The organism is Streptomyces sp. NPDC055099, from assembly GCF_053607685.1.
The window spans coordinates 88402-102727 of record NZ_JBSGUA010000017.1 but is presented as its reverse complement, the minus strand read 5'-3'; the positions used below and the strand labels follow the sequence as shown (position 1 = coordinate 102727).

The following is a 14326-nucleotide window of genomic DNA, read 5'->3' as shown; positions in this document are numbered from 1 at the left end:
CCTCCACCACCGTCGCCACGCACGTCCCCGCGCCCCGTCGCACCAGTTCCGCGCGGTCCGCCACGTCGAAGACCGCGAAGCGGGCCGGGCCGCCCTGTGTCAAGGGCGGCAGGAGGACGAGTGGGGTAGGCGACAGGGACACCGGGCCCTGCATCCGCTCCGGACGGCGGCCGATCGCCAGGCCCGCCCTGCGGACGGTGTCGATCACGGGCCGGGCCCGCAGCTCGCCCGCGACGGCCACCGTGCCGTGCGCGAAGAGCCGCTGGACGCCCCGGCGCGCGCTGGCACCCAGACGGGACGGGTCCGTGCGGAAGACGGCCCGCGCCCGCTCCCCGCCGATGGGCTCGGTGCCGAGGCGGTCGGCCTCGCGCGGGTCGGGGTGGTAGGTGGCCTCGAGGAGTTCGGGGCCGTACACGTTGAGCAGGCCCGGCGTCATGATGCCCGGCCAGCGCCGGACGCGGGCCTCCGGATGCGCGGCGGCCAGTTCCTCGTAGGGGCCGACGGCGGCGACGCTCGCCCCCTCGACCAGGACCGCCGCCTCCGGTGTCCCCTCGGCGACGTGAAGTGTGCGCACAGCGGCCTCAGTTGCTGGCGAGGAGCTTCAGCTCGGGGTGCGCCGTGCCGCCCTCGATCGCCGTGGACGAGATGTGCGAGGCGACGCGGTCGTCCGTCGGGTCGTTCGCCGGGTCGTCGTGCACGACGAGGTGCTCGTACGTCGTGGCGCGCTGGGCCGGGACGCGGTCCGCGGTGCGGATCATGTCGATCATGTCGCGCAGGTTGTTGCGGTGCTTGGCGCCCGCGGAGGAGACGACGTTCTCCTCCAGCATCACCGAGCCGAGGTCGTCGGCGCCGTAGTGCAGGGTGAGCTGACCCGCCTCCTTGCCGGTGGTCAGCCAGGAACCCTGGATGTGGGCCACGTTGTCGAGGAAGATCCGCGAGATCGCGATCATGCGGATGTACTCGAAGATGCTGGCCTGCGTACGGCCCTTGAGGTGGTTGTTCTCGGGCTGGTACGTGTACGGGATGAAGGCCCGGAAGCCTCCGGTCCGGTCCTGCAGGTCGCGGATCATCCGCAGGTGCTCGATGCGCTCGGCGTTGGTCTCGCCCGTGCCCATGAGCATCGTCGACGTCGACTCGACGCCGAGGTTGTGGGCGATCTCCATGATCTCCAGCCAGCGCTCGCCGCTCTCCTTGAGCGGGGCGATGGCCTTGCGCGGGCGGGCCGGAAGCAGCTCGGCGCCGGCACCGGCGAAGGAGTCGAGCCCGGCGGCGTGGATGCGCTTGATGGCCTCCTCGGCGGAGACCTTCGAGATGCGGGCCATGTGCTCGACCTCGGAGGCGCCGAGGGAGTGGATGACCAGCTGCGGGAAGTTCTTCTTGATCGCCGAGAAGTGCTCTTCGTAGTACTCGACGCCGAAGTCCGGGTGGTGCCCGCCCTGGAACATGACCTGCGTGCCGCCGAGCTCGACGGTCTCGGCGCAGCGCCGCAGGATGTCGTCGAGGTCGCGCGTCCAGCCCTTCTTGGTGTCCTTCGGGGCGGCGTAGAAGGCGCAGAACTTGCACGCCGTCACGCAGACGTTCGTGTAATTGATGTTCCGCTCGATGATGTACGTCGCGATGTGCTCGGTCCCGGCGTACCGGCGGCGGCGGATCGCGTCGGCGGCGGCGCCGAGCGCGTGCAGCGGGGCATCACGGTAGAGGTCGAGCGCCTCTTCGGCGCTGATCCGCCCGCCTTCGGCGGCACGGTCGAGGACGGACTGAAGGTCGGCCTTCTCGGTCACCGGGGCGTCCCTTTCGTAAGGGTTCTGGACGGACTGATTCAGCGTACGCCAGCCCGTCGGGTGGCCCGACGTCAGGCGGCGTACGCCCCGGCGAGCAGCCCCAGGAGCGCCCCGCCGATCAGGAACGGCCCGAACGGAATCGCCGTCCGGCGCCCGGCGCGGCGGACGACGACGAGCCACCCCCCGTACAGCGCGGCCAGCGCGAACCCGGCGAAGGCACCGAGCAGCACGACGCCCCACCCGTACCAGCCGAGGACGGCCCCCAGGCTGAGCGCCAGCTTCACGTCGCCGAAGCCCATGCCGTTCGGGCTGATGAGGAAGAGCACGAAGTACGCGCCGCCGAGCGCGAGCGCCCCGTACAGCGCGTGCGGCCAGGAGCCGCCGTGCTCGGGCAGCAGCGCGGCGCCCCCGAGGAGCACCAGCGCGGCCACGGCGAGCGGCAGGGTCAGCACGTCGGGCAGCCGGTGCACCCCGAAGTCCACGACGGCGAGCAGCACCCCGAAGGGCGCGAGCAGCAGCCAGACGGCCAGCTCGGGCCGCGGGCCCGTGGCGGCGGCGAGGGCGGCGCAGACGAGGGCGGTGGAGAGGGCGAGGGCCGTGGCCCGGCGCCCGTAGCGGGTCCCGTCGTGCCCGCACCGCGCGAGTCCGACCCAGCCGCCGAGGGGATGTCCGTCGGGGCATTCGGCGCGCCAGGCCTCCTCGGGAGCCACGGACAGCCGGTAGGCGGCGCGGGGCACGAAGAGCCCGGCGGCGGCACCCCAGAGGGCGCCGCCGACGACGAGGATCAGCAACAAGAGGTCGACTTCCCGTTCCGGTTCAGCTGGCGTGGGCCGGGGCGTCAGCTCACCGCGGTGAGGCCACTGCGCCAGGCCGGCAGCAGCTCGTCCAGCAGGGCCTCGGTCCGCGGCGGCACGCCCCGCGCCCCGCTCCGGGCGACGAGATCGGCGGCGACGGCCTGAAGCCGCGCGGGGTCGCCCACCGCATGGGTGGCCCGCAGCAGCTCGTTCCAGAGCCGCTCGTCGCCCGGCGCGGAGTTCAGCGAGGCGTTCAGCGCCTCGATGGCCTTCTCCGCGCGCCCCTTCTCCAGGTGGAACTCGGAGAGGGCGAGCCCGATGTCGGCCACGAGCAGCGGCAGCTGCGCGTCGATGATCTCGTGCGTGAGCCACCCGTACCGCCCCTGCGGCCGGTCCGAGAGCAGCGGTCCGCGGACGAGCACCAGCGCGTCGGTGAGCATCCGCCCGCGCACGGCCCGGCTGTTGGCCCCGCGCCCCTGGGTCGCCTCGTGGTACAGCGACCGCAGCACATCCAGGTCGGACACCACGGACTTGGCGAGCGTGAGCCGCCCGCTCCGGTCCGCCTTCAGCCGCGGCGTCCCGTCCGGCTCGGTGCCGAGCCACTCCCGCAGCCGCTCGATGAGCGCGTCCCGTACGTCCTCGGTGGCGCCGCGCGGCCACAGCGCGGAGGAGAGCACGCGCGGGTGCACGCCCTCGCGGTGCAGCAGGAGCAGCGCGAGCGCCTCGTGCATCAGCGGGCTGCGCTCGCCGTCCGGCGTGTCGAGGCCGATGATCTCGTACGTGCCGACGAGGCGCGCGTAGACCGCGGGCCGCCCCTGCTCGGTGACGTCGACGAGGAACGGCGGGGTGGCCGCCGTACGACCGGAGCCGGCACCTGAGGTACCTGAAGTGCCGTCCTCGCCGGGGTCGGCGTCGACGAACAGTTCCACGACGGCGCGCTGCTGGGCCTCGGGGAGCGCCTGCGCCTCCAGCTCAAGGCCGAGCAGCGGGGCGAGGAGCTTGCCCTCGGGGGTGATCTCCATCTCCCAGGCGGCGCCCGGCAGGTCACCGGACTCGGTGCCGACGAGGTAACCGATGCCCAACCGGCTTGCGTCCGCGGCCAGTTCGGCGAGCTTCACCGCGTCGTCCCCTTCGGGCTCGGCGGCGAGCAGCACCAGGTGCGGCGCCCAGCGGGTGTGCTGGGCGGGCCCCGTACGCCCGGTGAGGACCGAGTCGTGACCGGCGGCACCGAGCGCGCCGCGCCGCTGCCGCGTCTCGGCCTCCATCGTCTCGATGAGCGCCTCGATGTCGTCGAGGTGGCGCAGGCGGTTGGGCGCGAGCGGCGTCAGGTCCTGCCCGAAGCCGACGAGGGTGATGGTCATGCGGTCGGACCAGCCGTTGGTGGCGAGCTCGGCGGCCACGGAGGCGAAGACGGCGGCACGGTCGGCCTCGCGTCCGCTCAGCGAGACGACACCGGGCACCGCTTCGAGGTTGAGCAGAAGCCGCGAGTCGTCGAGCGTGCCGAGGCTGACGAGGCCCGGGTAGGGAGCGGCGGTGTCCACGTCCTCGTACCGCTCGGCGTCGGTGCGCGCCAGCATCCAGAACGTCTGGTCCTGCCCCAACTGCCAAGGGGCGGGCGGCCGTCCGGCGGGCTGGGCGAGCTGGAGGTGCAGGTCGCCGTTGCTGAGCCAGGCCGCGTACACGGTGGGCAGTGCCCTGGACTCCTCGGCGAGGGACGCGGCAAGGCCGCGGAGCGACAGATCGAGCAGCCGTACGCCCTCGGGGTCGGCGCCCACGAGCAGCGCGTCCTGCACATCGGCGGCGCCCCCGGTCGGCGTCGGCGGCTCCATGCCGCGCCGCCCGCCGACGGCACCCATGGCCGACTGCCACAGCGCGTGACGGCGACGGCGCCCGAGCGCGCCGAGCAGCCCGGCGGCGAGAAGGGGCGCACCGATGAGGGCCTCGGGCAGCCCGAAGGAGAACCCTTCGGACTCACTCCCGCGGCTGGCGACGGGGACTTCCTGCTTGCCCTTGCCGCTGTCGGAGGGCCGCTGCTCGGGGATGGTGATGTGCGCGGTGTCGCGGTCGCCCTGCTGACCGCCGCCCTGCTGACCGCCGCCTTGCTCCTTGGCGCCGCCACCCTGCTGGCCGCCACCCTGCTGGTGATCCCCGGACTTGGCGTAGTCGGAGATCTGCTCCTTCACGTCCTGCGAGACCTTGGGCGCCTCGTCGGGCATCTCGACGAGCTCGCCGCCGTGCGCGTCCGCGGGCATCTCCATGATCCAGCCGGGCCGGATGAGGCTGGCCTCGGACAGGCGGGACCCGTCGGGCTGCTCACGGTCCTTGTTGAGCTGGTAGATCTCCTTGTAGCGCCGCCCGTCCCCGAGGTGCCGCTCGGCGATCTCCCACATGGAGTCGTGGTGACGGCCCTCGGGCGGCTGGATCCGGTAGTACTTCGTGTCCCCGTCCTTGGCGCTGCTCCCCGCCCGCTCGGCGGCCTGCTCGGCCTGCTCGGCGACGGCACTGGCGGCGCTCCCGGCCTGCTCCTGCCCGAAGAGACCACCTGGGGTCTGCTGGGCGGAGGCGGCGGACGCGGGCTTCTGATTCCCCTCAAGCGACTGCCCGAACTGCGAGAGCCCCGGCGCGAAGCTGGCCGCGGTGGCGCCCACAAGAAGCAGCGCGGCGACGAGCTGACGCGCGAGCAGCTGACTGCCACCGGCACCGGGAACGCGGCCCGGCATCCCCACGCCGGAGAGCGCGGCCTTGACCTCCACCAGGACGCAGGCGGTGAACTGGGCCCAGGCGAGCCAGACGACGACGGTCAGTACGTTGACGAACGTCCCGACCGTGATCTCCTGCTGCAACCAGTCCAGCGAGGGCATACCGCCCGGAAGCGGCCACCCCACGGCGATCGCGAGGGCGCCAGGCACGCCGAAGACGAGCGCGGCCAACGCGACGAAGGCGAGGAACGCCTTGACGAAGTCCCCGAACGTACGACGACGCCGGGGCAGCGGCTGCGGCGTCCGGTTCCGTGGAGCCGACGGGCCGCCTGTCGAACTTGAAGTGGTGCGCGCCATGGCGGGTGTCCTGTTGTCCTCTGAGAGGGAGCGGGTGAAGGTCTGGGATCAGCGGTACGTCTGTGCGCTGAGCGTACTGAGGCGATGGTACGGAAGGGGCCGGAGGTCAGACAGGGGCAACGGCTCTCGCGAGCGCCCCGAGGGGCGACAGCGCCGCCCGTTTGCGCCCGAGTTGAGCAGAAGACCCACCTTCGATTCGCCTCCCCCGCCACCCGCTCAAGGCAGGCGGCACCAGGCATTCACCCCCGGGCGTCACAGTTCCGGCACGGGTTCGCTGCGCCCGCGTAGCACTTGCGGACCCTTCACTTCCGTCACCGCACGGAACGCGAGAGCCTTCACAGGTCCCACCAGTACTGGTAACCCACGCCTGATAACTTCGTCCGGCTCCATTTTCGCCTGCACACATGCCGAACTCCACTTTTCCTGCACATCTGTCGCACTCCGCCGACACAGCCGACCCCTGGGGGACTGCAATCGTGGCCCGTCGCTCTATGCCCGCCCTCGCCGCCCTGGCAGCGACCACGACCTTGCTACTGACTGCTTGCGGGGGCGGCGGGAGCGAGGGCTCGTCGGACGAGATCGAGGGGGCGGGGAAGGGGTCGAGCAAGCCGTCGGCGTCGGCGCCGACCGATGCCCCTGACGTCAGCGTCCCGAAGGACCTGAAGCTCGTCTTCGACTTCTCCAGGCCCTCGGACCCGAAGCAGGCGAAGGCCGTCGACAACGCGGAGAACTACATCCGCGCCCTGAAGCACGGCATCGTCCAGCAGGACGTGAACGACCCGGCCTATCGGTACTACTCGGCCGCGCAGGCGGCTCGGTACGCGAAGACGCAGATCAAGGCATGGGTCGACGGCGGGTGGGTGCCCACGGGGACGGACCGCTACTTCAAGTCCGAGGCCACCGAGCTCGGCGGCGGCAAGGCCGTCCTCGTCACCTTCTGCCGCAACCAGGCGAAGTCCTTCAGCAAGGACATCAAGGGCGGCAAGATCCACTACGGCAAGGAATCGCTCGACAGCTACCAGAAGTTCAGCGTGCTGATGAGCCCGCCGAGCGGCTCGGACAAGATCTGGAAGGCCCAGAAAACCGAGGTCCAGGGGAGGGTGAAGGAATGCCGCGGATGATCAGGGGTCTTGGCGGGGGGCGTTGGCTCGCGGCCGGCGCGGCCGTGCTGGTCGTGGGAGCGACGGGAACGGCGTACGCAGACGACCTCCCCGGCGGCACCACGCAGCCGCCGGCCACCGAGAAGCCGAGCGGCAACGCCGACAACGGCACCCTCTCGGCAGGGGTCTCCTCCATCCAGCTCAGCTACCCCAAGGGCGGTGGCAGTGGTGGCGAGAAGGGGAACCTCGCTCCGATCGACCCCAACTGGGAACCCCCGGCCTGCTGGTACGAGCCCGCGTTCACGTCCGCCGAGCTCAAGAAGTTCGTGGACACGGACGGCGGCGGGGACGTCGGCATCCACGAGTCCTGGTGGGGCAAGGGGCTCTGGACCGACCACTACCGCGACGGCAAACCCGCCGACAACTTCGACATGAACGAGCCGAAGAACAGCGTGGCCGACGGCTATGAGGACTACAACGAGGGCAAGAAGGGCCGCTTCTGGCGAGGCGTGGCACCTGACGACACCGACCCCAAGTCCTGGGACTGCGGCCGCATAATGTTCTGGGTGGACGCCGGGGAGATCCCGGACGACCCGCACGCCCCGACCCCGAAGATGCTCGCCGAGTACGCCTACGACAAGGTGAAGGTCCCCGACACCGAGGTCGAGCTGAAGCCCGAGGCCAAGTCGACCGTAAATCTGCCCACTTGGGTGTGGCTGGACAAGGGCACGTTCAAGGAGGTCTCGGTCCGCGCGGAGCTCCCGAACACCCCACTGTGGGCGGAGACGACGGCGACACCGAAGAGCCTCCACCTGGAGCCGGGCACAGCCGACGCCGAAACCTTCCCGGCATCGGGCGAATGCGAGATCAACGAGGACGGCAGCATCGGCACGCCCTACACCAAGGGCAAGTCGAAGCAGGACCCGCCCTGCGGCATCAACTACCTCCGCGCCACGGACGGAAAGCCGTACGAACTGAAGGCGTCGATCACCTGGGAGATCAGCTGGGAGGGCTCGGACAACGACGGCAAGCACATGCTGCCGGAGGGCACCTTCGAGACGACCCAGGACATGGACGTCCAGGAAATCCAGTCGATCAACCGCTGACCGCCCAGGACCCCCACGCCATGGAAACCGGCGCCACCCTCACCCGGCGACGCGCACCATGGGTCGTCTTCACGCGCCACGACGACCCATGGCTGAGCACGGAGACCGCCGAGCTGCAGAAGCTGGGCGGCCAAGTGATCCACGTGGACGGCAGAGAGCTGCGGGACCCGCCCACCCTGTTCGCCACCTTCGCCCGGGAACTCCGCTTCCCTGCCTACTTCGGCCACAACTGGGACGCGCTCGTGGACTGCCTCCACGACTGGCACGGCCACTGCGGCGAGACCAGGGACGTCGCGGTCCTGATCGACCACGCCGACGACCTGCTGACCGCCGACTTCCTGGGGCTGTTCATCTCAGTCCTCTGCCAGGCGGCCCCCCACCCGCCGCATTCCAGACGTTGCCCCAGACGTATAACCCCGCCCCCGGAACCACGGAACAGGTCATAATCGTCTCCGGAGCCAGACTGAGGGGGACACGGGATGGCAGGCAAAGGGAAGAGCGACCTCGCGCTTCCGCTCAGTGATCTGGAGGACTACGGAAGCCGGTTGCGGTCCGTGAAGGACCGTATGAACCGGACGAAGAAGACCTTCGAGTCCTACAAGGACGACATCGGCGACGGCGGTGTGTACGACGCTCTCGAAGACTTCGAGTCCAACTGGGAAGACGGTCGCGAGGACATCACCCAGCAACTGACCGCGCTGGCCGACATGTCCGACGCCGTCGTCCGCGAATTCAAGAAGCTTGACGACAAGTTGGCGAAGGACGTCTCGGAGGGCGTGAAGGAGAAGGGCGGCAAGGGGAAGGGCAAGGGAGAGGGCGACTAGCAGGTCGCCGCCTCCTCCGCACCCGCCGTCAGCGGTTCACTGACTGGATCTCCTGTACGGGGATCTGTTGCGTCGTGCCGAACGAGCCGGACGGCAGCGTGCCGCCCTCGCCCGTCGTGCTGGACCAGCGGATCTTCCAGGTGAGCGTGGCCCGCAGGGCGTACGTGGTGTGCGGGCCCGGAGAGCGCAAGTACGTGACACCGCACGGCGGTAGCTTGCTCGCCTTGCCTCGCGCGTACGGCTCACCGATGCCGCCTCCTCGCTTGGTGAGGGGGCAGTTCCCCGTTGCCGGTGCGACCTCGGCATCAGCCGTGCCCGGCTCGATGCGCAAGGACTCCGGCTCGGCGGTCGTCGTCGCCGCGAGGCCCGTTCCGGGCAGGCTCGCTGTGACGCTGATCTTCTTGAACCTGGCCTTGTCCAGCCAGACCCAGGTGGGCAGATTCACCGTGGCCCGGCCCCTCGGAGCCGTCTTGATCTCGGTGCCGGGGACAGGGAGTTCGTCGTACGCGTACTGGGCGAGGATCTTCGGTGAGGCCGCCATGGGTTCCGTCGGGGTCCGGCCCTTGGCCACCCAGAAGGGCTGTCGGTCGCAGGACGTCGCCTCGGGGTCGTCCTCGCGGTTGGGGTTGATCACCGACGCCCAGAACATTCCCTTGCCCTGCTGGGAGAGGTTGTAGTTCTTGTACGGGTGGCCGTCCTTGTAGCGGTGCTCGATCGCTTCGCTGATGGCGTGGCCGATGCCCCCTACGAGGGGAGCACTCGCCCCGAAGGCCCGCCACGCCTTGACGATGCGCTGGATCTCTTTCGGCGAGAAGGCGGGCTCGTACCAGCAGGCCGGGGGTTGCCAGTTTCCCTGCGTGGCCGGGGTCAGTGTGCGTGTTCCCGATGCGGCAACGCTGCGGCTGCCACCACTGACTGCCGTGCGGATCCTGGTCTGAGCGTGGATGTTTCCGTCACTCGCGCCTCCCGTGGCGGCGACCTCCTCCTTGCCGGCCCCGCCCGCGCCGACGCCATGGGCGGGCGACGTCCACGCGGTCACCACCAAGACTCCGGCGGTCATCGCGACGTACCGGCGCTTCACCGCGGAAGGCACGTGGCGGCCCCTCGCTTCGAGAAGCCCTCGGTGGTCTGCCAGACGCCCTGCGGGCTCAGTGTCAGCCTCGTGTTGTAGAGCACGTAGTTGTCCTCGCGCTTCGTCTGGCCGGACTTCTTGGTCTTGCCGGTCCGGCGGTCGACGTTGACCGCGTCGCTTTCGTCGGCGCAGTACACGAGCGTCGCCGTGTCCTCGTCGACGAGGGTCACCCGGCGGTCGAAGTAGCGGATCGTGCCCTTGTAGCTGATGCCCGCGTCCACAAAGCTCTGCACGTACTTGACCTCCGACAGCAAGGTGTCGTCCTTGTTGTAGAAGCGCAGAGCGGCGGAAGCCGGTTTGCCCCTGACGATGGCGTCGCTTTCGGCGTCCGTCCCCCGCTCGCTGTCCGCGAGCGCCGCGTCCTTCGCGGCGTCCCCGGTCCGCCGCCCCTCGAAGACGTTCCTCACGTCTTTCGGCAGCGTGACCACCGGTCGGTCGACGGCGACTTCGGACGGGGACGACGAAGGCGCCACCGGCGCCCCGCCGGACGTGTCCGCGCCCGCGATCCTGTCCGGACCGCCCGGCTCGCCCCCACCACACCCCACCACAGCCATCACCACAAAACCCGCCCCCACCCAAGGCAACCCCGCCCACGCACGCACCGAGCCCTACCTCCCGTATCTCCCCGAAGGGGAACAGGCGGTAAAACCCCGCGCAGCTGGTGAAAGTCACCGCAAGAGGAACGGTCGGCGGAGTGAAAGTCGGATGAGTCCGATGACCCTCTGGGTGGACGGTGGACGGTGGACGCTGGGCGAGGCCGGCGTCAGCCAGGCCCCCCGCCCACCTCAGCCCACCTCAGCCCACCTCAGCCCACTTCATTCTCCGCGATCGCACTGCCCCGCACCGTCACGTCACCGCCGTAGAACAGGCCGGTGAAGACGGGGCTGTAGGTCAGTTGGACCTCCACCTCTACCTGGTTCGCGTTGGCCGTCACGCAGTGCGTCGCCGCGATGTCCGCTGCCGTCATGTCCGTCGAGCGGGCGTACTCCTGGGCTCGGGCGCCGCAGTTCTCGTAGTTGATGGGGGCGCCCTTGGCGCCTTCGTAGATGCCCTCGCGGTCGACGTCCTGCGCCGCGTACCGCGCCGCCTGTTCCGCGATGTCCGCGGCTCTCTCCCGCTTGGAGATGGACAGGCCGCCGTCGATGACGAAGGCCGAGAGCGAGAGGAAGACGATCGCGAAGATGATGACCGCGCCCGCGCCCGAGCCACGGTCGTCGAGGCGTTCCCGGCGGGACGAGACCCACGCACGCACGCGAGGGGTACTCACACCGACCTCCGGTACGGGTCCAGCGAGGAGCTGAAGCTGGCCGTCAGCGTCGTCGGCACGTCGAGGCCGATCATGTCCAAGCCCCGCACCTTGCAGCTCACTTCCACCGTGAAGAAGGGGTCGACATCGGCCTGGAAGCCGTCGCTGGTCTTTCTGACGCTGACCGGGCCCGAGCAGATGTCCGCGAGGTCCGCCTCCGCGGCGGCCCTCGCCTCCGCCATCGCCGTGCCCAGATCCTTCTGGATCGATCCGGCGCGCGCCGCGTCCCGCGCCGCTCCGTCGATGGCTCCCCGGCCGTCGACGAGCTGGCCGAAGGCCACCAGGACCAGGATGAAGAGGATCATCACCGGGGCGAGGATGACCACCTCGATCGTGGAGAGGCCCCGGTCCGTCCCGAAGCCCCTGTCCGTCCCGCGGACGATCGCGTCGCGTCGGCGACGAAGGACACCTGCCCATACGTTCCTCATCAGCCGCCCTCCCCCTCCTCCACGAACCGCTCCACCGGCCCCGCCGACTGCGCGTGCACCGTCAGGTCGAGGCCGGGGAAGACCGACGGAACGCTCGCGGTGATCTCCACCCCGACCGTGTTCGCCTTCGGCTCCATCGTCTTCACGTCGGGGCTGATCACCAACTGCGGGCCCAGTTGCTGGATGTAGGCGTCGACGACGTCGCGCGCGTCGCCGCGCCAGCCGCCCGGGTTCTCGTCCGCCGTCGCACGGGCCTTGCGCGCGCCCGCCTGGGCCGCGGCCTGGGCGACATGATCCGCGAAGAAGTACAGCGCGAACTGCACCGTCGCGAAGATCATGAAGAAGAGCACCGGAGTGAGCAGCACGAACTCGATCGCGGTCATGCCGGATTCACCGCGGGTGGAGGCTGCCTCCACCCTGCGGCGTACCCATCGCTTCACGCACCCGCGCACTCGTCCCCGCCCTCGCTCCCCGTCGGCCGATCGATCAGCAGGTCGATCAGCAGGTCTTGCCGGCGTCCGCGCCCTCGATGCAGTCCCCGACCTTGTCGGCCCCGCCCTTGAGCGCGGTGTTGATGATCGCGGCCACCACGCCGACGATCGCCACGACGACCGCAGAGATGATGACCCACTCGACCGCGGACGCACCGCGGTCGAGCTCGCCGGAGCGGGCGCGCTCGACGCGGCCCCGCAGGAAGGTGACCAGGAAGTCGACAGCCGGGATGCCGGTACTGAAGTTCCGTCCGTTCATGGTGAGTTGTCCTCTCAGGAGTGGGGGGAGACTGTCGGGCCGTCCCCGTCGGCCGGCCCGTCCTTCGCCGTAAAGATCGCTAGACCTGGAACACGCGCATCGCCGCCGGGAAGATGAGGAAGACCAGGAAGCCCGCACACAGGAGAAGCTGGGCGACGAGCATCGACTGGGACTTCTCGCCCGCACTGCCCTCGATCTCGGCCATTTCGCGGTGCCGCATCGTCTCCGCGCGGGAGGCGAGCGACTCGCGCACCTTCGCGCCGTCGTCCGCCACGAGCGCGAGCGAGGCCGACAGGTCCTTGAGCTCCTCGATGCCCAGTTCCTCGCCGAGGGCACCGAGTGCCTGCCACTGGCTGATGCCGGTGATCCGGGCATCGGCCAGCGCGTTGCGGATGCGTTGCGTCGCCCATCCCTCCGAGATCTCCGCCGCCGCCATCAGGGCTTCGGGAAGGCCTCGGCCGCCCGCCAGGCTCATCGACACCAGGTCGAGATAGGCGCCGATGACGCGGCGCAGGTCGCGCCGCTTGTCGGCGGCGTCCCTGCGCACCTCGAGGTCGGGCAGGAAGAAGAACAGTGCGCCGAACATCAGGGCCAGCCAGACCGGGATGATCGGGCTGTCGCCGACACCCAGCGTCCAGATGACCGCGAAAAGGAAGGGCCCGAAGAAGACACCCGCGGCCGCGAGCAGCGTCTTCGTCGCCAGGAACTTCTCCCAGCTTCGGTCGAGCACCGCCAGGTCGGCCCGCAGCGAGCGCTGTTCCCAGCCCTGCTGGAGGTAGAAGTCGGCGACCCTCGCACCCACCCGGGCCCGGGCCGAACCCAGTCGGCCCGAGTCGTCCTTGCTGTCGGCGGACGCGCGGTGCGATTCGTACGCCGCGCCCCTGGCCCGCATGGCGTCGATCCGCGCGACCGTGGCGACCGCGCTCCGCTTGGAGGGCATCAGGGCACGTACGAGGGCGTAGATGCCCAGGCCCATGATGGCGCCGATCACTATCGGCATCGTCAGGCTCATCGACGTACCCCCTCGGGATTCGCATGGCCGGTGGCGCCGGGCTGACCCGGCTGCCCGTACGGGCCGGCGTGCCCCGGCAGGGGCGCCTGCTCACCGGCGCCGGGGACCGCGCCCGCACCCCGCGGCCGAACGAACTGCACGCCGGGCTCGTCCCGGACCAGGAAGCGGTCCGGCGTCTCCACCGTCGAGAGCTTGCGCAGCCACCAGAAGCCGAGCGCGAACAGGCCGCAGACACAGGCGAGTACGAGCTGTCCGACCGCGGTGCCGTACGGCGCGACGAAGTCGCGGTTGAAGATCGAGAGGCCGAGCACGAACGCGATCGACACCGCGACCACGATCTGCACCGAGCGCCGCGTCGACGCACGCTGCGACATCACGCGCTGGCGCATGTCGACCTCTTCGCGAGCCGACTTGGCGAGCGCGCCGAGCACCTGGCGCAGGCCCGGACCGCGCAGCTTCGCGTTCAGGATCAGCGCCGCCACGATGATGTCGGCCGAGGCGTCGTCGATCTCGTCGGCCAGGATCTGCAGGGCCTCGGGGAGCGGCGTACGCGCACGCAGCCGGTCCACCAGGGCGTCCAGGTGCGGCCGGAGGACGGGGGCCGCCGCTCGTGCCGATGCCGGGATCGCCTGCTCCAGGCCGACCGCGCCCGCGATGGTGTCGCGCAGGGACTCCGTCCAAGCGGCGAGCGCCTCGACGCGGCGCATCTGCGACCGCTCCTCCGCCGCGCCGCCGAACAGCTTGTCCCAGAAGAAGACGAGGATGCCGGAGGCGATGCCCGCGACCGCCCACCGGGTGAGGAGCAACACCGCGAGGCCCACGCCGATGGCAAGCGAGCCGCGCTGGCCCGCGAACCGGATGAGTTCGCTCATCCGCCTGCTGGCCTTCTGCTTCTCGTGCTCCGGTTTCACCGGCAGACCGCGCAGCGCCATCGCGAGGACCGCGATGCCACCGCCGACGGCGATGCCGCAGCCCAGTGCGTACAGGACGGGCAGCGAGAAAAGGCCGCCCATCGAGCCGAGTGAGTTCATGTCGTG

General features: G+C 70.4%; 16 protein-coding genes. 4 read left to right on the top strand and 12 right to left on the bottom strand.

What is annotated here, in order from left to right:
* The 4 genes from ACWFRU_RS33770 to ACWFRU_RS33755 form a co-directional block, all read right to left on the bottom strand.
* Positions 1-574, bottom strand: a 574-nt coding sequence (locus ACWFRU_RS33770; RefSeq protein ID WP_453691938.1) for an imidazolonepropionase-like domain-containing protein, incomplete at its 3' end; no start/stop codon positions are given.
* 7 nt (positions 575-581) lie between these two features.
* Positions 582-1781 carry a cyclic dehypoxanthinyl futalosine synthase gene (gene mqnC / locus ACWFRU_RS33765; protein WP_453691937.1) on the bottom strand — a complete coding sequence of 400 codons (1200 nt, stop codon included), beginning with the start codon at positions 1779-1781 and terminating at the stop codon, positions 582-584.
* A gap of 71 nt (positions 1782-1852) precedes the next feature.
* Complete coding sequence (locus ACWFRU_RS33760; RefSeq protein ID WP_453691936.1) at positions 1853-2575, bottom strand: prepilin peptidase; 723 nt, start codon at positions 2573-2575, stop codon at positions 1853-1855.
* A 44-nt stretch (positions 2576-2619) separates the two neighbouring features.
* A complete protein-coding gene (locus ACWFRU_RS33755; RefSeq protein WP_453691935.1) occupies positions 2620-5631 on the bottom strand; it encodes a BTAD domain-containing putative transcriptional regulator in 3012 nt (1003 codons plus the stop codon).
* A 476-nt stretch (positions 5632-6107) separates the two neighbouring features.
* On the opposite strand from ACWFRU_RS33755, the gene ACWFRU_RS33750 reads away from it, so the two are divergent.
* From ACWFRU_RS33750 to ACWFRU_RS33735, 4 genes are read left to right on the top strand one after another with little or no spacing between them, the layout of a single operon-like run.
* Positions 6108-6752: a hypothetical protein gene (locus tag ACWFRU_RS33750; protein WP_453691934.1), complete on the top strand. Its 645-nt coding sequence runs from the start codon at positions 6108-6110 to the stop codon at positions 6750-6752.
* Entirely contained in the window at positions 6752-7837 is a 1086-nt protein-coding gene (locus ACWFRU_RS33745) for a hypothetical protein (RefSeq protein WP_453692018.1), read from the top strand. The genes ACWFRU_RS33750 and ACWFRU_RS33745 overlap by 1 nt, the downstream gene beginning before the upstream one ends.
* A 20-nt stretch (positions 7838-7857) precedes the next feature.
* A complete protein-coding gene (locus tag ACWFRU_RS33740) occupies positions 7858-8283 on the top strand; it encodes a barstar family protein (RefSeq protein WP_453691933.1) in 426 nt (141 codons plus the stop codon).
* 33 nt (positions 8284-8316) lie between these two features.
* Positions 8317-8661: a hypothetical protein gene (locus ACWFRU_RS33735; RefSeq protein WP_365823695.1), complete on the top strand. Its 345-nt coding sequence runs from the start codon at positions 8317-8319 to the stop codon at positions 8659-8661.
* 28 nt (positions 8662-8689) lie between these two features.
* Here the strand turns inward: ACWFRU_RS33735 and ACWFRU_RS33730 are convergent, their stop codons facing one another.
* From ACWFRU_RS33730 to ACWFRU_RS33695, 8 genes are all read right to left on the bottom strand, one after another.
* Positions 8690-9754, bottom strand: a complete 1065-nt coding sequence (locus ACWFRU_RS33730) for a hypothetical protein (protein WP_453691932.1) — start codon at positions 9752-9754, stop codon at positions 8690-8692.
* Positions 9739-10347 carry a hypothetical protein gene (locus ACWFRU_RS33725; protein WP_453691931.1) on the bottom strand — a complete coding sequence of 203 codons (609 nt, stop codon included), beginning with the start codon at positions 10345-10347 and terminating at the stop codon, positions 9739-9741. The genes ACWFRU_RS33730 and ACWFRU_RS33725 overlap by 16 nt, the downstream gene beginning before the upstream one ends.
* Before the next feature lie 251 nt (positions 10348-10598).
* Positions 10599-11060 carry a TadE/TadG family type IV pilus assembly protein gene (locus ACWFRU_RS33720; RefSeq protein WP_453691930.1) on the bottom strand — a complete coding sequence of 154 codons (462 nt, stop codon included), beginning with the start codon at positions 11058-11060 and terminating at the stop codon, positions 10599-10601.
* Positions 11057-11527, bottom strand: coding sequence for a TadE/TadG family type IV pilus assembly protein (locus tag ACWFRU_RS33715; protein WP_453691929.1), 471 nt, complete (start codon positions 11525-11527; stop codon positions 11057-11059). The genes ACWFRU_RS33720 and ACWFRU_RS33715 overlap by 4 nt, the downstream gene beginning before the upstream one ends.
* Complete coding sequence (locus ACWFRU_RS33710) at positions 11527-11910, bottom strand: TadE family protein (protein WP_451219878.1); 384 nt, start codon at positions 11908-11910, stop codon at positions 11527-11529. The genes ACWFRU_RS33715 and ACWFRU_RS33710 overlap by 1 nt, the downstream gene beginning before the upstream one ends.
* Positions 11911-12025: 115 nt before the next feature.
* Positions 12026-12277: a hypothetical protein gene (locus ACWFRU_RS33705; protein WP_363212777.1), complete on the bottom strand. Its 252-nt coding sequence runs from the start codon at positions 12275-12277 to the stop codon at positions 12026-12028.
* 79 nt (positions 12278-12356) lie between these two features.
* On the bottom strand, positions 12357-13289 hold the full coding sequence (locus ACWFRU_RS33700) for a type II secretion system F family protein (protein WP_453691928.1): 933 nt from the start codon (positions 13287-13289) through the stop codon (positions 12357-12359).
* On the bottom strand, positions 13286-14320 hold the full coding sequence (locus ACWFRU_RS33695) for a type II secretion system F family protein (RefSeq protein WP_453691927.1): 1035 nt from the start codon (positions 14318-14320) through the stop codon (positions 13286-13288). Before ACWFRU_RS33695 ends, ACWFRU_RS33700 begins: the two co-directional genes overlap by 4 nt.
* Positions 14321-14326: the final 6 nt, after the last annotated feature.

Coding starts and splice junctions, on each gene's coding strand:
- ACWFRU_RS33700 (WP_453691928.1), bottom strand. CDS start 13,289: ATGAGCCTGACGATGCCGATAGTGATCGGCGCCATCATGGGCCTGGGC.
- ACWFRU_RS33755 (WP_453691935.1), bottom strand. CDS start 5,631: ATGGCGCGCACCACTTCAAGTTCGACAGGCGGCCCGTCGGCTCCACGG.
- ACWFRU_RS33710 (WP_451219878.1), bottom strand. CDS start 11,910: ATGACCGCGATCGAGTTCGTGCTGCTCACTCCGGTGCTCTTCTTCATG.
- ACWFRU_RS33705 (WP_363212777.1), bottom strand. CDS start 12,277: ATGAACGGACGGAACTTCAGTACCGGCATCCCGGCTGTCGACTTCCTG.
- ACWFRU_RS33740 (WP_453691933.1), top strand. CDS start 7,858: ATGGAAACCGGCGCCACCCTCACCCGGCGACGCGCACCATGGGTCGTC.
- ACWFRU_RS33715 (WP_453691929.1), bottom strand. CDS start 11,527: ATGAGGAACGTATGGGCAGGTGTCCTTCGTCGCCGACGCGACGCGATC.
- ACWFRU_RS33695 (WP_453691927.1), bottom strand. CDS start 14,320: ATGAACTCACTCGGCTCGATGGGCGGCCTTTTCTCGCTGCCCGTCCTG.
- ACWFRU_RS33725 (WP_453691931.1), bottom strand. CDS start 10,347: ATGGCTGTGGTGGGGTGTGGTGGGGGCGAGCCGGGCGGTCCGGACAGG.
- ACWFRU_RS33735 (WP_365823695.1), top strand. CDS start 8,317: ATGGCAGGCAAAGGGAAGAGCGACCTCGCGCTTCCGCTCAGTGATCTG.